General features: G+C 45.1%; 17 protein-coding genes and 3 pseudogenes. 15 read left to right on the top strand and 5 right to left on the bottom strand.

Annotated elements, in window-relative coordinates:
- Nucleotides 1-297: 297 nt before the first annotated feature.
- The 5 genes and pseudogenes from mobA (at nt 298) to K8P02_RS06870 (ending at nt 3297) form a co-directional block, all read left to right on the top strand.
- Nucleotides 298-717 (top strand): conjugal transfer protein MobA, encoded by a 420-nt coding sequence (gene mobA / locus K8P02_RS06850; RefSeq protein WP_025867314.1) that lies wholly within the window; start codon nt 298-300, stop codon nt 715-717.
- Nucleotides 702-1409: pseudogene (locus K8P02_RS06855) on the top strand (relaxase/mobilization nuclease domain-containing protein); the annotation flags it as partial. The gene mobA and the pseudogene K8P02_RS06855, both read left to right, overlap by 16 nt.
- Nucleotides 1403-1693 (top strand): annotated as a pseudogene (locus K8P02_RS06860) (conjugal transfer protein TraG); the annotation flags it as partial. The pseudogenes K8P02_RS06855 and K8P02_RS06860, both read left to right, overlap by 7 nt.
- 175 nt (nt 1694-1868) lie before the next feature.
- Nucleotides 1869-2189, top strand: a complete 321-nt coding sequence (locus tag K8P02_RS06865) for a type II toxin-antitoxin system RelE/ParE family toxin (protein ID WP_025867317.1) — start codon at nt 1869-1871, stop codon at nt 2187-2189.
- Nucleotides 2182-3297, top strand: a complete 1116-nt coding sequence (locus K8P02_RS06870; protein ID WP_025867318.1) for a HigA family addiction module antitoxin — start codon at nt 2182-2184, stop codon at nt 3295-3297. The genes K8P02_RS06865 and K8P02_RS06870 overlap by 8 nt, the downstream gene beginning before the upstream one ends.
- Nucleotides 3298-3352: 55 nt before the next feature.
- On the opposite strand, the gene K8P02_RS06875 is transcribed toward K8P02_RS06870, so the two are convergent.
- Both K8P02_RS06875 and K8P02_RS06880 read right to left on the bottom strand, forming a co-directional pair.
- Nucleotides 3353-3766 carry an RteC domain-containing protein gene (locus K8P02_RS06875; RefSeq protein ID WP_025867319.1) on the bottom strand — a complete coding sequence of 138 codons (414 nt, stop codon included), beginning with the start codon at nt 3764-3766 and terminating at the stop codon, nt 3353-3355.
- An 11-nt stretch (nt 3767-3777) separates the two neighbouring features.
- Nucleotides 3778-4134 (bottom strand): annotated as a pseudogene (locus tag K8P02_RS06880) (sigma 54-interacting transcriptional regulator); the annotation flags it as partial.
- Nucleotides 4135-4375: 241 nt separating this feature from the next.
- Between K8P02_RS06880 and K8P02_RS06885 the strand changes: the two are divergent.
- From K8P02_RS06885 to K8P02_RS06920, 8 genes are all read left to right on the top strand, one after another.
- Nucleotides 4376-4603, top strand: a complete 228-nt coding sequence (locus K8P02_RS06885) for a helix-turn-helix transcriptional regulator (RefSeq protein WP_025867321.1) — start codon at nt 4376-4378, stop codon at nt 4601-4603.
- Nucleotides 4604-5082: 479 nt separating this feature from the next.
- Nucleotides 5083-6165, top strand: coding sequence for a helix-turn-helix domain-containing protein (locus tag K8P02_RS06890; protein ID WP_223382398.1), 1083 nt, complete (start codon nt 5083-5085; stop codon nt 6163-6165).
- A 281-nt stretch (nt 6166-6446) separates the two neighbouring features.
- Nucleotides 6447-7547, top strand: a complete 1101-nt coding sequence (locus tag K8P02_RS06895; protein ID WP_025868318.1) for a DUF3575 domain-containing protein — start codon at nt 6447-6449, stop codon at nt 7545-7547.
- 16 nt (nt 7548-7563) lie between these two features.
- Complete coding sequence (locus K8P02_RS06900; protein ID WP_025868319.1) at nt 7564-8451, top strand: FimB/Mfa2 family fimbrial subunit; 888 nt, start codon at nt 7564-7566, stop codon at nt 8449-8451.
- 99 nt (nt 8452-8550) lie between these two features.
- Complete coding sequence (locus K8P02_RS06905; protein ID WP_025868320.1) at nt 8551-9453, top strand: fimbrillin family protein; 903 nt, start codon at nt 8551-8553, stop codon at nt 9451-9453.
- A 19-nt stretch (nt 9454-9472) separates the two neighbouring features.
- Nucleotides 9473-11266, top strand: a complete 1794-nt coding sequence (locus K8P02_RS06910; RefSeq protein WP_223382165.1) for a fimbrillin family protein — start codon at nt 9473-9475, stop codon at nt 11264-11266.
- 63 nt (nt 11267-11329) lie between these two features.
- A complete protein-coding gene (locus K8P02_RS06915) occupies nt 11330-13027 on the top strand; it encodes a fimbrillin family protein (RefSeq protein WP_223382167.1) in 1698 nt (565 codons plus the stop codon).
- A gap of 25 nt (nt 13028-13052) precedes the next feature.
- Nucleotides 13053-13508, top strand: a complete 456-nt coding sequence (locus K8P02_RS06920) for a hypothetical protein (RefSeq protein ID WP_025868233.1) — start codon at nt 13053-13055, stop codon at nt 13506-13508.
- Between the two features lie 33 nt (nt 13509-13541).
- Here the strand turns inward: K8P02_RS06920 and K8P02_RS06925 are convergent, their stop codons facing one another.
- The 3 genes from K8P02_RS06925 to K8P02_RS06935 form a co-directional block, all read right to left on the bottom strand.
- A complete protein-coding gene (locus K8P02_RS06925) occupies nt 13542-13937 on the bottom strand; it encodes a hypothetical protein (RefSeq protein ID WP_025868234.1) in 396 nt (131 codons plus the stop codon).
- On the bottom strand, nt 13934-15199 hold the full coding sequence (locus tag K8P02_RS06930) for a site-specific integrase (protein WP_025868235.1): 1266 nt from the start codon (nt 15197-15199) through the stop codon (nt 13934-13936). Before K8P02_RS06930 ends, K8P02_RS06925 begins: the two co-directional genes overlap by 4 nt.
- A 467-nt stretch (nt 15200-15666) precedes the next feature.
- Nucleotides 15667-16632 carry a hypothetical protein gene (locus tag K8P02_RS06935; RefSeq protein ID WP_223382168.1) on the bottom strand — a complete coding sequence of 322 codons (966 nt, stop codon included), beginning with the start codon at nt 16630-16632 and terminating at the stop codon, nt 15667-15669.
- Between the two features lie 171 nt (nt 16633-16803).
- Here K8P02_RS06935 and K8P02_RS06940 point away from each other — a divergent pair, with 171 nt between their 5' ends.
- Entirely contained in the window at nt 16804-17940 is a 1137-nt protein-coding gene (locus K8P02_RS06940) for a glycoside hydrolase family 88/105 protein (RefSeq protein ID WP_002560097.1), read from the top strand.
- A 136-nt stretch (nt 17941-18076) separates the two neighbouring features.
- A complete protein-coding gene (locus K8P02_RS06945) occupies nt 18077-22219 on the top strand; it encodes a hybrid sensor histidine kinase/response regulator transcription factor (RefSeq protein WP_007485776.1) in 4143 nt (1380 codons plus the stop codon).
- The last annotated feature ends 6 nt before the right edge of the window (nt 22220-22225 follow it).

Genomic DNA, 22225 nt, shown 5'->3' on the forward strand with positions numbered 1-22225 from the left:
TTCATCCTTTGGACATAGCGAAAAACGAGTCGTTCCTTGGAGGCTTTGCGCCTCCAGCCACTTGGGCGAACCACCGCAGTGTTTTCAATGGTATCAGGTTTTATTCTTTCCAAAACATTATGTCCTCAAAGACATAGCAAGGTATGTTTTGAGTTACTCAAAACCTTTGGAGTTACTCTCCAAAGACCTTGCCCTGCCGGGTTGGTAGCATCTCCGAAGTCGGGCTTCCCATGTTCCAATCTGACGATAGTTAGCACAGCTCCATCATTGCCGTATGTACCACTTAATCCATTTTATATGAACACAGAAAGAAAACGAGGGGGACGAATCCCCAAACTGAATCCGAAGTCGCACCATGTGATGCTTCGGTTCGATGATGACGAGTGGATGAAATTCCTCGTCATGTATGAGCAGACTGACGTGAAGGCGAAGGCTGTTTTTGCCAAGGCACGCATCTTCGGCGAACCGTTCAAGGTGTTGCGTGAAGACAAGACTTTGGTGGAATACTACACCAAGCTTTCTTCTTTTCACTCGCAGTACCGAATGATTGGCAACAACTACAACCAGGTTGTCAAGGAACTCCGTTGTCATTTCTCCGAGAAAAAGGCAATGGCTTTACTCTATAAGTTGGAGAACTGCACCAGGGAACTGGTCTCTCTTACCCGTGAGATAGTTGAACTAAACCGTAAGTTTGAGGAAAGATGGTCGCAAAGATAAGTTTCGGAAGTTCATTGTATGGGGCTCTGGCATACAATGGTGAGAAGATTAACAAGGAAGAAGGAAAGCTCTTGGCTACGAACAATATCTTCGATGATTGTTCGGGAAAGACGAGCATCGCCAATGCCTTGCGTGATTTCCAGCGAAACCTTTCTCCGCATATCAGAACAGAGAAGCCTGTCGTGCATATCTCCCTGAATCCGCATCCTGATGATGTGCTGACGGATATGGAGATGGAGAATATTGCCCGTGAATACTTGGAGCGCATGGGATATGGCAACCAGCCATACATGGTTTACAAGCATGAGGACATCGACCGTCATCACATGCACATCGTGACCATCCGAGTGGATGAAAACGGCAAGTGTTTGGATAGCCGATACAACTACCATAGGAGCAAGGCTATCACCCGTGACTTGGAGGAGAAGTACAATCTCCACAAGGCAGACCGCAAGCAACGCCAGGCAGACAATCCACTCCGCAAGGTGGATATAAGCCAAGGCAATGTGAAAAAGCAGGTTGCCAACACCGTAAAATCTCTCTGCGCTACCTACAGGTTCCAGTCCTTGGGCGAGTACCGTGCACTTCTTTCCTTATATAATATATCCTTGGAGGAGGTCAGAGGCGAAGTTGGCGGTCGAGAGTATCATGGTTTTGTCTATTCTGCCACGGACGGACAGGGCAACAAGGTATGTTTGTCGGCTCTGTTTCCGACAACTTCACCGAGCGCATAGAGCAGAAGATATTTCATGCCGAGATAGTAGTTGATACCGAAAAGGTGAAACGGGAGGAAAGTCGTTATCAGAAACTCCCCATCATCAACGATTTCTTGGATGCGGGTGGCAACGACTGCATGAAACAAGCCATTCAGGACAACTACAACCGAATCAAGGAGGACGCCAAGCAGATTGTCAAGGATGAGCTGGGGCGTATCGCCAACGATGAGAACTTGAAGCACTTGATACAGAAGGCATAAATGCGCTTTTCACAGTTGAATATAAATAGGTCTGTCCTATTGCTTTTTTCCGCAAGTGCCAAGAATAACAGTTAAAAATGATTATAATATAGTTAATAATCAATTATCAATTTTGATAATCAAAATATTTATCGTAATTTTGCACACAAATAAAAATAACATGGCTGAATAATATATGAACATAACAAGTGAAGACGAGGCTTTGTTGGAACTGTTCGAAAATGGAAAGACATCTGACAAGAAGTATAAAAGACTTCCTATAGCCGCAATCAAGGGTTATGTTAAGGCTGTCAACAAAATGAGAGCTGCAACAAGAATTGAAGACATTATGCGTGATCATGGCTTGCGCTACGAAAGATTGCACGGAGACAGAAAAGATCAAGAATCCGTAAGATGCAATGATGTCTGGCGATTGATTTTCCAAAGCTCTCCTGCCGATGGCAGTATTATCATTACCGAAATAGAATTAATTGAAATATCACATCATTATGACTAAGTTTAGTTTCAATCAGGCAGTCCCATTTGAGGCAACTCATGTGGGCGAGGTGATTAAGGACGAATTGTCTGCTCGTAATATGAAGCAGAGCGAATTGTCCGAACTCACTGGCATACAGAAATCCATTCTGAATGATGTCATAAAAGGTAAACGTTCTCTGACACCTGAAATGGCATTGTTGTTGGAAAACGCTCTCGGCATTTCTGCGACATATCTCATGAACATCCAGACGCAATACGAATTGGATTGCGCCAAACAGAGCGAAAGGGTTGTGTTGCAGACTAAAATGCTTGAGATTTGGAATGTACTCAAAGACCAAGTATCAATACCCTTTTTCAGAAAAGCCGGTATCGTTAGAGGAAATATCATCGAGGATGTAAAACGCATCTTCGAGGTCTTTTCCGTGGATAACTTGGATGATTTCTTTGGTTTGAAGGCAGAAGAGATGGAACTTTCTTATTACCGCAAGTCAGAAAAGGTGAAAACCAATCCCGTGGACATTCTGTCTTGGAAATATTATTGCTATCATCTCTCTAAAAATGATGATTCAACTTTATGCACATTTGACAAGGGGGCAGATACAGAGATGCTGGCAAGAGAGCTGAACAATGTGTTTAAAGAAAACAAGAATACGGTGAACAAAACCCAAGAGGTTCTTAACAAGTATGGTATTCGTTTTCTTGTAGTCAATAAGGTTGGGCAAGTTCCTGTTGATGGAATGTCCTTTTGGATAGGAGATACACCAACGATTGTCATCACTGAGAGAATAGCTTCCATTGACAATTTTGCTTTCACCATTTTACATGAGGTCGGTCATGTATTCAAGCACCTTACCCAAAATGGTAAGGCAATGATTAATCTCATGGAGGACAAGAAGAACATCGAGGAGTCTGAGGCTGACGAGTTTGCTTTAAATGCGACCCTACCAAATGCGGACTGGAAAAAGTTCATGGCAAGGACTCGTGATGTTGTACCTTATAAAATAGCACCATATATTCAGACAGAAGCAGACAAACACAATGTCAATCCACAACTTCTGTTCGGACGCTATAAGCATGATATAGGTATATACAAGATAAAGAATTTCTTTGAAACGAAAATTCTATAATGATTCACAAAGCACCATTGGTTACACATTTCATAGCCAATGGTGCTTTGCATTTTCATCTCCTCATTCTCTCCAATTCATCATCCCTCCGCATTTTCTCATTCAACTTCTCCTGCATCTTGTCCAGAAAATAGGTGCGACTATAGTTCTTGCGTCTTCTGATGTCGGTGTAGAAACGATAGCAGTCCTTGGCTTTGATACCAAAGAACTGGTACATGGCTTGCGCCAAGTCCTTGAATTTCACATCGCCATCATTCACGCTTCCCATGACGCAGATGCCATATACCATTTCTACAAGGTCAACGGCATTGCCAGTCCATTTCACAAATGGCTTTGATTCTGGTGATACTGGCGGGGAGGCTTCTGAAGTGGATGTGGTCACATGAAGATGATATGTTGCTGCCACATGCTCTTGCATCCTGCGGACAAATGCAATAGCTTTGCGCACATACAAGCCTACGGTTCCCAAACATCAGCCACTTTATCTTTTGTAGCTCCCAATGGTCGGTAGCTCTTGGATTGCAACACACGCAGCAGCATTGCCTGTACGTCTTTCGGCAGGTTGCCTATCTCATCCAAGAACAGCTTACCTCCAGCAGCCAATTCAAAGTAACCTTTTCTTGCTGCCTCCGCACTTGTGAATGCCCCTTTCTCATGTCCGAAGAGAGCAGAAACGGCAAGTTCCGCAGAAAGCGTACCGCAATCTACTACCTCAAAAGGCTTGTCGGCTCTTTTGCTTTGCAGATGTATCTTTTCCGCTATATGTTCTTTGCCTGTTCCGTTGTCTCCCAATATCATAACAGCCATGTCGCTTTTGGCAAACAAATTTTTCCGATTTTGTTATTCATAAATCAACTCCAAAAGAAAATTATAAGTAGGCACATCTGTTTTCATTTTAACAGAATATAGTGATATGCAAGATAAAGAGGGAAAGAGTCACTGTAAATCATGCAAAAAACAACGGAATTTCTAATTAGACAAATTATTTTCCGCTTTTTATAATGATTTTCGGATTTAACAAACGATATTTGGAGAAGAATGTGTATCTTTACAACCGAAAACAATAATAATATACGCAATGGCTGAGAAAAATCTTAATCGTATAAAAGTTATGCTTGCAGAAAAGGGGAAAACGAACAAATGGCTTGCAGAGAAACTTGGCAGAGACCAAGCAACCATTTCCAAATGGTGTACCAATGCTTGTCAACCACCTTTAGAAGCATTAATACAGATAGCTCAATGTCTGGAAGTTGATATAAAAGAACTCATTAGGGTTCCTGAACATAATCCTTATAAAGAATTGTAATGAAAAAAAATACTTCATTCACATTATTTGATTTTAATAAGAAACGTGCAGATAAGGTATAAATATTTGGCAAAGAGTCGCTTGATAAAAATGGTAACCTTATACCATTTATCGAGCAAGTTTGCATTGGTGACTCATTATTTACAATTGAAAGACTCAAAAGTAAATATACCATATGCAAATAAAGCGCAAGATATACTGAATTTATGGTATGAATCGTTCATGGAGAGAAGGAGCAACGACCTAATGATTTCTTCCCAAAATTAATGTAATTTGTGACTTAGAGCACGTTGATGCAAGATCTTAGGTGAGTCGGTCTTGACATTTTAACTCAAGCAGCGAGCACTCGGAGATATTTCTGTTTTTTATCCCAACTGGCTTATAATTCGGAAATTTATCAAAATTTGTATCAAAACTAAATAAGCATAACAATGGAACCATCTATATACAGTTTTTCACTTTGTACCGCACTGCCGTTAATGTTATTCTTCGGCTTTTATTTTTTGTTTGCAAAGACTCCTGAAAAGAAAATTTTCACGAATTATCTCCGCTCCCGACAGATTATGGGTATAGCTATGTTGCTGCTTTCTGCAAACTATTCGGTACATTTCTTCTTTGGTATCCGATTCAAAAATGCGGATTCTGCCATATTGATGAACATGTCCACATACTTTCTGTGCTATTCTCTGTTCAGTTCGGCATTGATAATGTTGCTTGATCGTTTTTACATTACCAAACGGCGTGTGTGGACACATATCATTTTATGGATTATATTTTCAACTCTTTCCGGAGTTGTGTTGTTCCTGTTGCCAAGCGGAATCATGCAAAAATTCTCTTTATTTGCTTTAGCTGCCTGGTTAGTCGTTTTTGGAGTCGTTTTAGCTCGCAGAGTCATAATTGCATATCGTAGAGCCATTCGGATTTTCAATGAAACTCAGGCGGATGATATAGGCGCATATATCGAATGGCTTTCCATATTCACTTATTGGGCACTTATCTTCGGTGTCGGATGCGGATTGCTGACATTTCTGCCAGACAAATATGTTTTTATCTGGATTTTGTCGTCAATACCGTTCTACAGCTATCTTTTCTACAGCTATCAGAACTACCTGCTGTTCTATGAACAGGTGGAAAATGCTTTTGAGCAAGATATACAGTCTGAAGAAGAACTTCTGACAGATACAGAAACAGAACCTAAAATAGTTTCTGAGAAAGAAGTTCCAGTGTCCTATACAGAAATTATAGAGAAAGTGGCCAACTGGATAAAGACAGACGGCTATGTCCAGCAGGGACTTACCATAAAAGAACTGTCCGAAATACTTCATACGAACCGTACCTATCTTTCCGCTTATATCAAGACTACGTATAAAATGACATTCCGCGAATGGATAACCAGTCTCCGGTTGGAGTATGCGAAAAACATACTGAAGGAGCATCCGGAGATCAATATACAGAAGCTGGCTGAGTCTTCCGGTTTTCTTTCCCGCAGTAACTTTATCAAATTATTTACCGAGAAGGAAGGATGTACGCCTGCCAAGTGGAAAAAAGCAAATCTGAAGTGATTTGCGTGGTAAAAATCCGATGAAAAAGCTCTCAGAAACCCATTTTCCAAAAGTGCTCATACTACAAAAAGTGCTAATTCGACAGCCACAAAAGTGCTAATTCGACAACTCAAAAAGTGCCGATTTGACAAAATAAGTGCTCAGACGACAATGTGAAAAGTGCTCAAACGACAATTTTTATAAAACGCTGTGTTTTAGCAAAAAAAGTTTTTGTAATATTTTGGGCGCTGAATGGCATTTATTACCTTTGGAGATGACAAAGATAATAAATGCAAGTTTATATGAGCAGAAAAATCACTTTTCTTACCTTGTTTCTGTGGCTGATGACGGTAACTTTTCCTGTCATTGCGCAGCAGAAAGCAGACACGACCTACACCTTCCGGTTCGTTACGCAGAAGGACATGTTCTACGTGCCTTGGAATGGCAATGACACGGAACTTGCCCGCCTGTTGGAATGTATCGAAAACAACAAAGCAACAATTCTTGACGGCAAACTGCCGCTATTGGTTGACGGATATTGCAATTCGCAGAGCAGTGAAGTCAAGAACCTTGCAACAGCGAAGATTCGTGCCAACCGTGTGAAATCAGAACTGATTACACGAGCGAAAATCAAGGAAGAAAACTTCATTACCCGCAATCATGTGACAGAGGGTGATTTTGTCACCGTGCGCCTGACGGTACCGGTAAAGGAAACAGCCGTGACGGATGCGGAAGCAGAAGCACGACGCAAGGCGGAAGCCGAACGCTTAGAAACCGAGAAGCGTGCCGAGCAGGAACGGCTTGCCGAAGAGCAGCGCAAGGCGGAAGAAGCCCGACTTGCCGCTGAAAAGGCAGAAGCCGAGAAAACCGCTCAACAAAATACACTTGCCGACACGCTGTCGGAAACCAAAATCACAACTGATTATCATCTCTCCCTGCGTGCCAACCTGCTGCGCTGGGCTACCTTGACACCAGATTTAGGACTTGAATGGCGCATCTGCCCATCGTGGGGCATTGCCGTAAACGGCTCGTGGACTTCATGGACGTGGAGCGACAAGGACCACCGCTATGCACTCTGGGAAGTGGCTCCGGAAGTGCGTTACTATATGGGTGAGAAGAAAGCCTGGTATCTGGGCGCGATGTTCAAGGCCGGACAGTTCAACTACAAGCTCTCCGAAACAGGCAAGCAGGGCGACCTGATGGGTGGCGGCATCACCGCCGGCTATCAGCTGCGGCTGAACAAGGCATTAGATCTTGATTTCAACCTCGGTTTGGGCTACCTGAATGCCGATTTCGAAAAATATGAAGTCATCGACGGTGTACGTGTACGCCGCGGCAACGAGACAAAAGATTGGTGTGGTCCCATCAATGCCGGTGTGACATTGGTATGGAAGTTATTCTAACACGGAGGAATAGAATATGAAAGCAAGACAATATATAAATATGATGGGAATGGCAGCCGCCGTGCTGCTCTCTTCCTGCGTGAAGGACACGCTTTATGACACGCCGCATCCCGACTACGGGAAGATTGCGGTGACAGCCGACTGGTCGGCCCGCGGTGAGGGTATCGACATACCTGCCACATGGACGGTCACCATGGGTGACTATACGGGTACGGAGACTTCCGCCACCCATACCCCCGACCATCTGTTTGCTCCGGGCAGCTACACCCTTGCGGTGTGGAACCCGGCTGAAGGAATCACGGTGAACGGCACCACAGCCACCATTGCCGCAGCCACGGGAACCCGGGCAGGCACGGATACCTTTGTGAACAATGCCCCGGGATGGTTCTTCACCTATACGGAACAGGTGACCATCGAGAAAGACAAGGACTATCCGCTGACCGCCGCAATGAAGCAGCAGGTACGCGAACTGACGCTTGTCGTCGAACCTACTGGTGATGCCGCCGGACGCATCACGGAGATTGTTGCCCATCTGACGGGTGCAGCCGGAACACTCGACTTCGCTACCGATACCTACGGAGCCGCTTCGAACGTCGTGCTGCCCTTCACCAAGATTACCGAAGGTGACGATGCCGGCAAGTGGAAAGCCACGGTGCGGCTGCTGGGTGTGACCGGTACGGAACAACTGCTGAAGGGTGAAATCCGCTATGCTGACGGCAACCCGACCCCCACCACGCTGAAAAGCGACCTTACGGAAGCCCTCAAGGAGTTCAACACCGGAAAGGGCGAATCGCTGACCCTCAGCGGAACGCTGGTTGAGACTCCCGAAGGCATGGAAGTGGACGGAGCCGAAATCAACGGCTGGGAAGAAGTGAAAGGTGATGATGTAAATGCCGATTTGTAAATAATTAGCAAACCGAACGCAGAAGCAAAGCTTGCTTTGATTTTGCTAAGGTGCAGCAATTATTGAAATGGAATTTAACTAATATAATAACAGAATATAATGAAGACAAGATTTTTTGCACTTGCGATGCTCGCCCTCGCACTGGTAGCCTGCAACAACGACAACGAGAACCTGAATGGTGACCCCGTGGCCGCCCAGTTTACCGCCAACATCGCCCCCGCCACCCGCGCCAGCGGAACCACCTGGACTGGCGGCGACCGTATCGGCATCACCGACATCGGCAACGATTCCCAGTACGGCAACGTGCCTTTCATCCTGAAAAACGGGAAATTTGAGGCAGAAGGAAAGGTTATCTATATCGAAGATACAAAGACCCATACTTTCCGCGCCTACTATCCGTACAACGCGGCGGGAGGCATCCTCGCTGCCACGACCGATGCCACGGCGCAGCAGAACCAGCCTGCCATCGACTTCCTCTTTGCTTCAGGAGCCACGGGAGACAAAAACAACCCGGTAGTAAGCTTCACCGACAAAACCGCCAAAGGCGGTGAAGACAACTCCTTCCACCACCGCATGAGCCAGATAACCCTTACCTTCGAGGCGGGCGACGGCGTGGATTTCAGCGTGGTCAAGCCTGAACGTTACACGCTGGGCGGATTGTTACTCACCGGTACGTTCAACACGGCCGACGGTATTGCCACCGCAGACAACGGGGCACAGACCGGAGAACTGGCCATGAATCTGGCAGACGGCAATCTCACGTCATCAATCATCCTCTTCCCGCAGACAGTTGCATCCCTGCCGTTGGTTGTGAATTACAAAGGTCAGGAATATCATGCCACACTCACCGTGCCCGAAGGCGCACTGCTGGCGGGCAACAACTATACCTATACCGTCAAGGTACGCAACAAAGTCCTTGAAGTCAGCGAAGCCACCATTGCAAAGTGGAACGATATAGACGGTGGAGATGTGGGTGCAGACCTGTATGATTTTAATAATTAATCGATTAGAATGAAGAATTATGAGACATAGATTATTTATCCCCGCAGCCACCGCACTGCTGTTCGCCCTCGCCGCCTGCACGCAGGACGAACTTGCTGGCGATAACCGTCTGCCCGAAGGTGAATACCCCGTCGTCATCCGTGCCACCGGATTGTCCGTAGAAGCAACGCCGCTGGCAGCCCCTTCCACCCGTGCCTCTGTGGACGGCGACTGGCAGGGCGTCACTTCCGTGGCACTCAAGATGGGCGATGCGGTAAAGGAATACACCGTAACGGCTTCTACCGATTTCAAGAGTGCCACACTTTCACGCGAGAACGACCCGTACTACTGGACCAGCCGCGACCCGATTACCGTATCGGCATGGTGGCCCTTCGACAATGCTGACATCACACAGATGCCTGCCGTGAAGGTGGCAGAAGACCAGAGCAAACTGGCTGACTTCCAGAACAGCGATTTCATCTCTGCTGAGAACCGGAAGGTGGAATTTAACAACCCGACACTTGAATTTACCCACCGCACGGCACGCGTGACAATCGAACTGAAGCCCGGCACGGGATTCACGAGCGTCGCCGGTGCCACGGTGAGCCTCGTGAGCCTGTCCGCCGATAACGGCAACCCGACCGCCATCAAGACCTACAACGCAAGCGGCAACACCTACGAGGCACTGACCGCCCCGCAGACCGTTGCGGCAGGCAAGCCGTTCGTCAAGGTGGAACTCGGGGGCGGCACCTTCTACTTCCGCCCGCAGAACGACGTCGTATTAGAGGCGGGCAACCGCTATTCTTACACCGTCAAGGTGAACGCCACTGGCTTGACATTAGAGGGTTGCACCATCGGTGATTGGGCTGACGGCGGCGGCGAGAGTGGTGCAGCCGAGTTGGGCTACATCTACGATAGCAACACCAAGACCTACACGGTCTATAACGCCGACGGCCTACTGGCATGGAACGAAGCCGCACAAAAAGACAGATCGATAAATTGCACCCTCACCGCCGACATCGACCTCACGGGCAAAGACTGGTCACCGATAGGCACAAACTTTTATAACTCATACACCGGCACCTTCGACGGCGGTGGCCATACCATCATGGGGCTGACCGTTACGACAAATGACCAATATGTGGGTCTGTTCGGCAGGCTCGGTAAAGCTGGCACGGTGAAGAACGTGGTGATGGATGGCATACAGATAACATGCAATCACAGGTTGGGCTATGCCGGCGGCGTGGCAGGATTTAGCTGGGGAGGCACCATTGAAAACTGCTCGGTGTCGGGCAGCGTCAGCGGCACGATATGCGCCGGCGGTGTGGTGGGTATTCAATGGGAGGCTTCCATCACCGGATGCAGCTCCTCCGCCACAGTGAAGGGAATGGTCCAGGTCGGCGGCGTGGCAGGTGAGACGAATTCGGGTGCCACCATGGCCGCTTGCTATGCCACAGGCAACGTGACCATAGAAATAGACCCCATAAATAATATCCTTGGCGGCGGTCTGGTGGGATTCAACGCAGGAAGCAGCGTCCTTGCCTGCTATGCCACGGGCAACGTAACCAGTACGGGTAGTAGCACTGGCAATGTATATATCGGCGGCTTTTTGGGAGGAAACTACACCACCGTGACCGCCTGCTATTGGAAGAACAATCATGAACAAGGTATCGGCTACAATAAGGAAGGCATCGCCCCCGAAGCCACGAATGTGGACGGCACTAACGTTACCTGGAAGAACGCCGTTGATGCCATGAACACCGCCTTGCAGAACGCAGGCTCAGAGTGGCGTTACGAACTTAAAGGAGCATTGCCTACCTTGAGGAAGCAGTAAACCGTCGGGCGGAAAAGTTACGCCCGCAACGAAAAGAACCAGAGTAATAAAATAACAGATATTATGAGGATAAGATTTTTTGCACTTGCAGCGCTCGCCCTCTTATTGGGCGCCTGCACACAGGACGAAGCGGGCTTCCTGCCGGAAGGGGCGGAAGGCACATCCATCGTCTTCACCGCCACGGGGCTGACCACCGCTGCGACGGCCACCGCCGGCACCCGTGCCCCAGCAGACGGCAATTGGGAGGGTGTGCAGAGCGTGGCAGTCCTGATGGACGGCACGGTGAAGACGTACAACGTGACGCCCTCCACTGCCGACCCCACCAGCGCCACGCTGACCTCCACCGACCCGTACTACTGGACCAACCACAACGACATCACCGTTACGGCGTGGTGGCCCTACACCGCTGGCGAGACAACCCCTTCTGCTGTGAAGGTAAAAGCCAACCAAAGTACCCAGAAGGACTTTGAGGGCAGCGACCTCATCGTAGCCGACGGACAGAAGGTGACCTACGGTAGCCCCACGCTCCGCTTCACCCACCGCACGGCGCGAGTGACTGTCGTTCTGACGGACTACACCGAGGGGCTGGCATCCGTGCAGCTGACGGGCCTCTCCACCGAAGGCGACAACCCGGATATAATCGTCCCGTATGACAAGGGTAGCAACACCTACATCGCCATCGTCGCCCCGCAAAGTGTGGCAGCTGGCACGACCTTCATTACCTGCACCTTCACTAACGGCAAGACCTTCGTTTATAAGATGAAGAATGCTACCGACTGGCAGGCGGGCGGTGAATATACCTACACCGTCTCCCTCGCTGCGGCAAAAGACCTGGGCTATACCATAGAGAGCAACGGCAGCTACACCGTGACCTCCGCCGACGGTCTGATGAATATAGCCGAATTAGTGAACGGAGGTAAGACCGACATTAACATTACCCTCGACAAAAACATTGACCTCACCGGCAAAGACTGGACGCCGATAGGCACAGACTACGACAACTCATACAAAGGCACCTTCGACGGTGGCGGCCATACCATTACGGGGCTGACCTTTACGACAAATGACGAATATGCGGGTCTGTTCGGCTGGCTCAATAGAGCTGGTACGGTGAAGAACGTGGTGATGGAGGGCGTACAGATAACAAGCAATCAAATATATGGCGGCAGTATTGGCGGCGTGGTAGGATCTAGCTGGGGCACCATTGAAAACTGCTCGGTGTCGGGCAGCGTCAGCGGCACGGTGTATGTCGGCGGTGTGGTGGGTGTTCAAATAGGCGGTTCCATCACCGGATGCAGTTCCTCTGCCACAGTGAAGGGTATGGTCGATGTCGGCGGCGTGGCAGGTCAGACGAATTCGAGTGCCACCCTGACCGCTTGCTATGCCACGGGCAACGTGACCTTAGAAATAGCCCCCAAAAAGAATATCGCTGGTGGCGGTCTGGTGGGAATGAACGCAGGAAGCAGCCTCCTTGCCTGCTATGCCACGGGCAACGTAACCAGTACGGGTAGTAGCACTGGCTATGTACATATCGGCGGCTTTTTGGGAAATAACTACACCTCCGTGACCGCCTGCTATTGGAAGAACAATCATGAACAAGGTATCGGCTACAATAAGGAAAGCACCGAAGCCACGGAGGTGGACGGCTCTGTCGTTACCTGGCAGAAAGCCGTTGATGCCATGAACACCGCCTTGCAGAACGCAGGCTCAAAGTGGCGTTACGAACTTAACGAAACATTGCCTACCTTGAGGAAGCAGTAAGCCGTTGCGGGCGGAAAAAGGGCCGATGGTGGAAGCCAACGAATCGCGTTTAGCCAACAAGCTCTTCGATCCCTGTCGCGTTACAGGCGGTGATAACGGCATGACATTGCCATATCAGTACCGTTCGGCTCTGGATACATTAACTCCTAAATTGAACGAAAAAATCGCAAAAGCGAAAAATCAACTGCGCGAGCTGCTGCTGACCCCATATCCTTATGATTTTGGTGACGAAAATACGAAAAGCTATACGCTTCAGGAGGTATTTTATCGCCTATATGATGACTATGTGGCTGCAGAAAGAGCATGGTCTGAAAAACAAAACAAGAAAAAAGAAGCTTTAAGAAAAATTTATCCTGATACTTCAGAGGAAAACAAGGCACTGTTTCACAAGAGAAGGGTACTGCTTCATAATAGCGAAACAAAAATAGCGTACAGGGTACAACGACAAAAATCGTTCCCCCTGTACGCTATTATATTATAAAGGTGTAGGAATCTTATTAAAAGATGAGAGATTCTAACTTGCACCTCTTGGCATCGTTCCGTTCATCACAATAATCATCGGATACTCGTGTTTTACTTGCTCTGCTTGGCAATCCTTGCGGTTCACAACCTTACTGATAAACCATTGTCTGAACAACAAGGCTTGGTATGTATCCATTTGAAGTGCTATGGCGATAATCACTTCCATATCATAGACATGCGCAGAATATCCATTTTCAAGTTTGATGTATTGAGAATGCTGGAAATCTTTCAGCACACTTTGTTTCCAAATGCGCTTGATGGTATTCTTCACTGCTGTCCCTGTTACATTCAACAGTTCGGCAATCTCCCAAACTGTCATCCACACCTCACCATGATGTGGGGCGTAGATGACCATATCTTCTTGTATTGTTATCAATTGTCGTTTCATACTCTGCCATTTATAGTGTTAGTATTATCGTTGCAAACATTTCCAAACGTGAATTCCTCAATGTTATTAATTTGCTGAGACAACTTTTCCACGTCTTTGCTCAATTTCTCCTTGGTAATCTTGGCATACACCTGGGTTGTCTTTATGTTCTTGTGACCAAGCATTGAACTCACGGTTTCTATTGGGACTCCGTTGGAGAGGCAAACCGAGGTTGCGAACGAATGACGGCTCATGTGCCAGGACAGCGGCTTGGTGATGCCGCATTTCTTGCCCAGTCTTTTGAGCGAATCCATACAACTTTTGTAGTTGGGTACTGGAAATACCCTACCGTCTTCACACAATCCACGGTATTTTTCCATAATCTGCTTGGGATAATCAAGCAACTTGATGTTGGCTTCCGTTCCTGTCTTCTGTCGATGGATAACAATCCATTCACCTTCATCGAAAAATTCCTTGATGTTCTCTTCCTTCAAGTTGTACAGATCAATGAAAGCGAGACCTGTAAAACACATGAAAAGAAACATATCCCGATTGGCCCGTTGACGTTTATGGTTCAGCTCTAAATGAATCATTTTCTGCAATTCCTCTTCGGAAAGGAAAGAACGTTTTTTATATTCGGGTACACATTCGAAGGATACAAACGGATGGACTCTTATCCAGCCTCTTTCCTGGGCGATGTACAATAACCATTTTAAGGTGTTGACCCGATTGAAGGCTGTGGCATTTGCATTCCCTGCCGTCCCGAGCATCCATGTATAGTAGTCTTCAATGAACGTTTTTTCGAGTTCATCAATAGCTATATCTTCAATGTTCTTTTTGCTTTTCATGAAAAGCAAAAGACTTTTATAATCAGCAACAAGTCCACGGTAGGTGCTTTCCGCCTTTCCTTTACCTATCTTTTCTTTATACGATGCAAGCTGTTCCTTGAAAAGTGCCATAAGCGTGTGGCACTCTTCACCGAAACCGACATAACGGTTATAAACCTTCTTGGCTGTGACAAAACTGTCATGGTCGCAAATATACTGATAGTGTTTGGTTATTTGCGCCTTGATATTATCAAGCTCCTGATTGAGTGTGCGGGCTTCTTCGGATTTACCTTTTGCCCGGTTAGCTTTAACGTCCCATAAATTAAGGGACACTTCTTTCTTACAACTGAAACCTGCTTGGGTTCCGTTAATGGTGATACGACCCATAATGGGTGCCTTACCATTTTTTACAGACTGGTTCTTTGTGTAAAATAACACTTTAAAGGTGCTTCTCATAACTCAACTTTTTTTAGTTACAAATTTAATTACTGTTGAGTTATTTGGTGTTATGCAAAAGTAGGCAACTAACTGAAATTTAATCTATTACACTGTTTAATGGTGCTATTTGGAACGAGTTACGATTTAGTAACGTAACTCGCTTCCAAATGTGCTTTCCTTTGCTTCTTTTTTCAATTCCGCTAAAAAACATGTTTTATAACTATTTGATTTTTAGCATGGTTGCGTTATCTTTGCGCATCTTTAAAAAATACTTTGTTTCACTAAGAAAAAACAAACGTTTCCGGTAAGAAACATGCATTTCTTACCGGAAACGTTTGTTTAGATGAATATTTATGTGGATTTTCCTTGTAAAGTTTTCTCAGAAGAGTGTTTTTAATAGAAAGGTTCGTTAGTCAATCTTTTGTATTACTGTCTTTTTGTTTCTGAAAAGTGGTGGATTTACGATCATTCTTTTCTTCTTGTTTTTACTTTTTATGTTTCTCTTCGTGTGGTAAACGTTCGTATACCTGAAAGTCACCTAAATAGAGATGTTCGTCTTTGATACCATTTTTAGGCCGGTCATCAAGATTTTCCATTCTGCCTCCCAGGCTACGGTAGATACCAAACTTATTGCGGATATTGGTTGCTCCGCTACGCCAAAGATCTATATCGTCAAAACATTGATTCATCAGTATTTTTCCGTCACTGATACGGGTAATCCTTATGCGAAAGGAACCGTGGTCTGTATAGTGCATTTCAGTTTCCACCTGTACCCATTCATCTTCAAACTCTTTAAGAGGAATATTGTCGATAAGGACTCCTTTAGTACTTGCTCTTGTATCACCTGTGTGAATGACTTGCATTCGTCGGTTAGTGCCGTCCGCATCACAACGTGGTGTGATGGTGATAAGCGGTGCACCGTTATTGCCCTCCTGAGCTTTGAGCTGGTGGATATGGCAGAATGAAGTGGAAGGACGGAATCCTTTGGGTATTTTGAATTTCCATTTTAGCTGTTGCCATTCATCCCAGTTACCGTTTAGTTTTTGCCATGCGGGCGAAGTCTGGCTTTTCATTTCATTACGCTGGCGGTCTTTCAGTGATCCGCGGTCACCGTCAAGGAACTCTCCTGCGTGGTTGGTGAATTTGAAAACATATTGTTTCAATACATCATCATATACCACTTCGGCATGTACTCCTGTGTGATGGTCTTTGAGCGATGAGTTGGGATGTTCACTATAATCCCATCCCAACCGGCGCATATATTGGTGGATGGCATTGTAATCTTTGCCAACAAGACTCTCGTCGGCCTGCATATTTCCTTGCAAAGTATATGCGATGGAATCCTTTTCCGGAACGGAGTTTCTGAAAACCTCTCCGGCATAGCAAGGCAGATTGGGAGCAAGGTACATACACACTGCTGCAAACGGATAGATAAGTGATTGTTTCTTCATAATATTCTATTCATATAAGATAAATTAATGATGCAAATATATCTCTTAATTCTTTCCGTTATTTCGGACTGATACGCTTCGGGATAATATTGATAACGATTGATACAATAGTTCAAGCCTTTTGAAGGATTATCCCTTACATTTGTCACAATAATACAAAATACTTATATTATGAAATACAAACAAATTCTTTCTTTTTTCGCAGGCGCTTGCCTGATGTTTTCTTCTTTACAAGCACAAGAGTATAATCTCACTAAATTTCCAAAAGGTTCTACTCCTCTTGAAGTAGGTAATCGGATCGCTAATAAGTTTATTGTCACCCCGCATACCCGTTTCGGAAATCCGAGGGCGGAGAAAGCTCCTAATTATATCACGTATCCCGACGCTTGTGCGTGGTTGGGTGCTCTTTGGTTTGGTAAAGTTACCAAAAACGAACCTTTACTTGATAAACTTAAAGATCGTTTTGAACCTCTTTTCTCCACAGAGCAGAAGATGCTTCCCCGTATGAATCATGTAGATCATAATGTGGTAGGAGCAGTTCCACTTGAACTTTATATACAGAAAAAAGGTGATCAGCGCTATTATGATCTTGGTATGCGATATGCCGATACACAGTGGGAAGCTCCTGTTGATGCTACTCCCGAACAGAAGGCGTATGCTGATAAGGGTTATTCCTGGCAGACACGCATCTGGATTGATGATATGTTTATGATTACTACTATTCAGTCGCAGGCCTACCGCGCCACAGGTGACCGGAAATACATTGACCGTGCTGCCCGTGAGATGGCGATGTACCTCAAAAAGATTCAGCGTCCCAACGGACTGTTTTATCACTCTCCCGAAGCTCCCTTTTTCTGGGCACGTGGCAATGGTTGGATGGCTGCCGGTATGGCCCAGTTACTATCTATTCTTCCGAAAGATAATTCGGACCGTACTACTATAATGGAGGCTTATAAGAAGATGATGAACACACTCAAACAAAACCAGGATCCGGATGGTATGTGGCATCAGCTTATTGACGAACCGGCTTCCTATAAAGAGACCTCCGGTACGGCAATGTTTACCTATGCCATGATTGTAGGAGTGAAACATGGTTGGCTTGATAAAAAAGAGTATGGTACTGCTGCCCGTAAAGGCTGGCTTGCATTGGTGACCTATATCAATGAAAATGACGAAATAACCAATGTTTGTGAGGGGACGAATATAAAGAATGATAAGAATCATTACATGAACCGTAAACAAATTACGGGTGATTTGCATGCACATGCTCCTTTGTTGTGGTGTGCAGTTGCTTTGCTTGGGAAATGATTTTTTTAAGATTGTACAGCCTTTCTTTTGTAAAAGAGAGAGGCTTTGCTTTTTTTTGTGTTATCTATTGCGTCATAAGCAACATATTATATCTTTGCGTAGAAAATGATATTATGAATTACACATTACTATTCTAATGAAGAAACGATTATTGTTGTTTTTAGTTTGTTTTCTCACTTTGCCGGTGCTGTTTGCCAAAGAGGCTGAGAATTTCTATTTTTCTAATTTGAATCTGAAGGATGGTCTTTCCCAAATTTCTGTTCTGAAGATCATGCAAGATTCTAAAGGGTTCATATGGTGTGCTACCCGTAATGGACTGAATCGATATGATGGTAACCGTTTTGTGGCGTACAAGCATAGTAATACCGATTCGCTTAGTTTGAGCGATAATCATATCACTACTTTGGCCGAAGATAAATTCGGTAATCTATGGATCGGAACAAGTAAAGGCCTTAACCGCCTTGATTTGAAAACCAATAAAATAAAATCTTTCAATACCAAAGCTTATCCGTTACTTTACAACAGCTCTATTCGTGCTTTGCTGGTCGACTCCCGTAATCGTTTGTGGGTAGGTACGGCCGAAGGGATGTTTCTGTATATTAATGATATGGATATGTTTCAGGTGATTGAACTGAACGGACAGATTAAGAAAGAACTGATAGCCGATATTTATGAAACTACTAAGGGACAAATGCTGATCGGTACCAAGAACAAAGGGCTTTATGTCTGTGATATGAATATGAAACCATTAAAGCATTTTACGGCCAATAGTAAAGATAAGTTGGGTATTTTGCCCAGTAATAATGTTGCTACTATTTTTGAAGATTCTAAAGGACAGATTTGGGGCGGAGCTACTTACAACGGACTATTCAAGCTTGATATAGACCGTGAAACGATTATTACTTATACCAAAGATAACAGTGCACTTTCCAACAATAGTATCCGTTGTATTGCCGAAGTGGAGGGTACACTACTTGTAGGTACGTTCGACGGACTTTATACAATTGACCTGCACAACAATTCCAAACTGTTACACTCCAACGCCTCTTTGGAACAAGGCAATCTCAGCCATTTCTCTATTTATTCGCTTTTTGTGGACAGAAGTAATATTGTATGGGTAGGTACTTATGCCGGAGGTATCAATTATAGTAGTAAGTACAACAATCGCTTTGTTTTTCATGATCCTACAACTGTCTTTGATGCCATGTTCGGCATTTATGGTACAATGGTTTGTATGCCTACGGGCTGTCTGTATATGGCGACAGAAGGGCGGGGGATACTCGATTATAATCTGCCTACTCGTAGGTATCAGTATTATCCTATCAAAGATTCCGTTCAGTTGCAACATAGCCAGAATATTGTAAAAGGGCTGATGTTGGAAGGTGATATTCTGTGGTGCGGAACCAATCGCGGTGGTATTTATCAGTTTAATATCCGCACAAAGAAATACTCGCTTTATTATCAGTTTAAGGAAGCCATGTCTATTTATTCCATACTGAGAGCATCGAATGGTGATCTCTGGTTGGGAGCTGCCAGTCCGGATGTGGGATTGATTAAACTTGGAAAAGACAAGAGTGTACAGAATAGTTTTAAGTTGGCCAATGATACTCTTCCTCCGCAAAGAGTGAGGAGTGTGCGTTGCATGATGGAGTTGAGACCCGGGGTATTGCTTGTAGGAACCCGTAATGACGGATTGGTGAAATACGATGAGTGGAGACATGAAATGACTTATTACAGTATGGATGAGGAGCCTGAAAACCGGCGTTTGCAGAATAACTACATCACCAGTATTGTCCGTGATGCTTCCGGAAATATATGGATTGGCATGTTCGGAGGGGGGCTTGCCCTTTATGACGAAGAAAAAGGGATTATCAGCATCGTTACACAGGAATCGGGATTGGCTGAGAATGATGTTTGTGCCATTGTTCCCGATGAAAAGCACAATCTCTGGATCAGTACCAGCAACGGTATTTCACGCTATAATATCAAGACGAAAGAGTGCGCTAACTATAATATTTTCAATGGAGTTGCCATACAGGAGTTTACCCCTCATAGTGGTGCCATGCTTCCCAACGGAGATATTTGTTTTAGCGGAAACAATGGTTTTGTAACCTTTACCCCCGATGAATTGCAGCAGAACTCTTACATTCCGCCACTTGTTCTTACCGGATTGGTGGTTAATAATGAAGAGGTGGAACCTGGAGCAAGTACTATACTTACCTCTATTCTTGATGATACCGAAGAAATCAGGTTGAAATACAATCAGAATAATATATCCATTAGTTACTGTGCACTCAATTACATTTTTCCGGAACAGAATCAATATGCTATTTTCCTTGAAGGTCATGATAAGGAATGGAATTATATCGGCAATCGTAAAGAAGCCTATTATACCAATCTGAGTCCGGGAACCTATATCTTTGAAGTGAAAGGAGCCAATAATGACGGGATATGGAATGAGCAGGTAAAGAAACTTCGTATCATCATCACTCCTCCCTTGTGGAAGACCTGGTATGCGTATCTGTTCTATGTCGTTGTCTTTTTGTCTATGCTTACAATTATCATGTATTACATCCTCAATAAGCAGAAACTGGAACGTGAATTGGTGTTCAAGCAGAAAGAGAAGTTTCAACTTGAAGAGTTTCATCAGACCAAGCTACGCCTGTTTACCAACTTCTCTCACGAGTTACGAACTCCGTTGACGCTGGTTATCGCACCTTTGCAGGAACTCATGCAGATGGCAGATTTCAGTGCAGGCGTGAAGAATAAACTCAGTCTGATATTTAGTAATGCACAACGGCTGTTACTGTTAGTCAATCAGCTTATGGATCTTCGGAAGAATCAGGATGGAAAGATGCAGCTTCGGCTCACAAAGAGCAATATCCGCTCTTTTATGCTGGAGATTTGTTGTGCTTTCAATCAGATAGCTATGAATAAGAATATCAACTTTGTGTTCGACAGGAACGAAGAGCGCCTGAGTGTATGGTTCGATAAATCTCTGTTTGAGAAGGTTGTTTTCAATCTGCTTTCCAATGCCTTTAAGTTTACGAATAGCGGAGGAGAGGTCTCACTCGATCTGAGGGCAATCTCCTATAGCGAACTGCCATCCCGGCAGCAAGAAAAGTTGGGAGAGCTTCCTGCCGATACGAACATGATACGCCTGTTGGTGACAGATACAGGTAAAGGAATTCCTACGGATGAGATAAAGAACATATTCACTCCTTTCTATCAGGTAGGGGTGAGTCAGGAAAATAATGTGGGTACAGGCATTGGGCTTAGTCTGACCCAATCTATTGTCAACCTGCATCATGGTATCATTGAAGTAGCCTCCAATGAACCCCACGGAACTATATTCGAAGTGATCATTCCGGTCAGTAAAGGGGTGTACGATGAGTCTTGCTTTGCGGCGGAGGAAGAAGAGCGTATTGTGGAAGATGTAATTCCGCCTACAGCGAAACTTCCTCTTATGAATGCCGAAAAGAAATGGACTGTTCTGCTGGCGGAAGACAACAATGAAGTACGTAATTATGTAAAGGAGTGTCTCGAACCTTATTATTATGTGCTCGAGGCAGACAATGGCGAAGATGCCTTTAATATCTGCGTAGAGAAATATCCCGATCTTATTCTCAGTGATATTATGATGCCTCGTATGGACGGTCTTGAACTTTGTACGCTGGTGAAGAAAGACCTGCGTGTAGGCCATATACCGGTTGTGCTGATGACTGCCAAATCGATGGTTGTACATATAAAAGAAGGTTTCTCCGTAGGTGCTGATGATTATATTGTCAAACCATTTAACATGGATGTTTTGCTCTGTCGCATCAATAACCTGCTTGAAGCACGTGAGAAACTAAAGAAACTCTATGGTAAAAAATTCTCTCCCGAAGCATTGGGTATCGAGATCGTTTCTACCGATGATCGTTTCACACAAAAGTTCTTTGAGATTATAGAGAAAAACATTGCCAATCCTAATCTGAATATAGACCTGCTGAGCAAAGAGATTGGGTTAAGCCGTGCCAATCTGTATAGAAAACTAAAGGCCATAACAGAGCTGTCTCCAACCGAATTGATCCGAAACAAACGGTTGGAAGTTGCCGCTAAACTATTGGTAGAGTCAGACTATACCGTGTCGGAGATTTCCGTACTTACCGGTTTTAATAGTCATGCTTATTTTTCAAACAGCTTTAAGCTTGTGTATGGGTATTCACCTTCGGAATTTGTGATGAAACATCGTGAAGGTGGTAAGATACCACTAAACGATGATCTGAGTGCAGAATAAACTTGT

The sequence above is a fragment of the Bacteroides nordii genome (assembly GCF_019930665.1).
Taxonomy (GTDB): Bacteria; Bacteroidota; Bacteroidia; order Bacteroidales; family Bacteroidaceae; genus Bacteroides; species Bacteroides nordii.

Coding starts and splice junctions, on each gene's coding strand:
- mobA (WP_025867314.1), top strand. CDS start 298: ATGAACACAGAAAGAAAACGAGGGGGACGAATCCCCAAACTGAATCCG.
- K8P02_RS06865 (WP_025867317.1), top strand. CDS start 1,869: ATGAACATAACAAGTGAAGACGAGGCTTTGTTGGAACTGTTCGAAAAT.
- K8P02_RS06870 (WP_025867318.1), top strand. CDS start 2,182: ATGACTAAGTTTAGTTTCAATCAGGCAGTCCCATTTGAGGCAACTCAT.
- K8P02_RS06885 (WP_025867321.1), top strand. CDS start 4,376: ATGGCTGAGAAAAATCTTAATCGTATAAAAGTTATGCTTGCAGAAAAG.
- K8P02_RS06890 (WP_223382398.1), top strand. CDS start 5,083: ATGTTATTCTTCGGCTTTTATTTTTTGTTTGCAAAGACTCCTGAAAAG.
- K8P02_RS06895 (WP_025868318.1), top strand. CDS start 6,447: ATGAGCAGAAAAATCACTTTTCTTACCTTGTTTCTGTGGCTGATGACG.
- K8P02_RS06900 (WP_025868319.1), top strand. CDS start 7,564: ATGAAAGCAAGACAATATATAAATATGATGGGAATGGCAGCCGCCGTG.
- K8P02_RS06905 (WP_025868320.1), top strand. CDS start 8,551: ATGAAGACAAGATTTTTTGCACTTGCGATGCTCGCCCTCGCACTGGTA.
- K8P02_RS06910 (WP_223382165.1), top strand. CDS start 9,473: ATGAGACATAGATTATTTATCCCCGCAGCCACCGCACTGCTGTTCGCC.
- K8P02_RS06915 (WP_223382167.1), top strand. CDS start 11,330: ATGAGGATAAGATTTTTTGCACTTGCAGCGCTCGCCCTCTTATTGGGC.
- K8P02_RS06920 (WP_025868233.1), top strand. CDS start 13,053: ATGGTGGAAGCCAACGAATCGCGTTTAGCCAACAAGCTCTTCGATCCC.
- K8P02_RS06925 (WP_025868234.1), bottom strand. CDS start 13,937: ATGAAACGACAATTGATAACAATACAAGAAGATATGGTCATCTACGCC.
- K8P02_RS06930 (WP_025868235.1), bottom strand. CDS start 15,199: ATGAGAAGCACCTTTAAAGTGTTATTTTACACAAAGAACCAGTCTGTA.
- K8P02_RS06935 (WP_223382168.1), bottom strand. CDS start 16,632: ATGAAGAAACAATCACTTATCTATCCGTTTGCAGCAGTGTGTATGTAC.
- K8P02_RS06940 (WP_002560097.1), top strand. CDS start 16,804: ATGAAATACAAACAAATTCTTTCTTTTTTCGCAGGCGCTTGCCTGATG.
- K8P02_RS06945 (WP_007485776.1), top strand. CDS start 18,077: ATGAAGAAACGATTATTGTTGTTTTTAGTTTGTTTTCTCACTTTGCCG.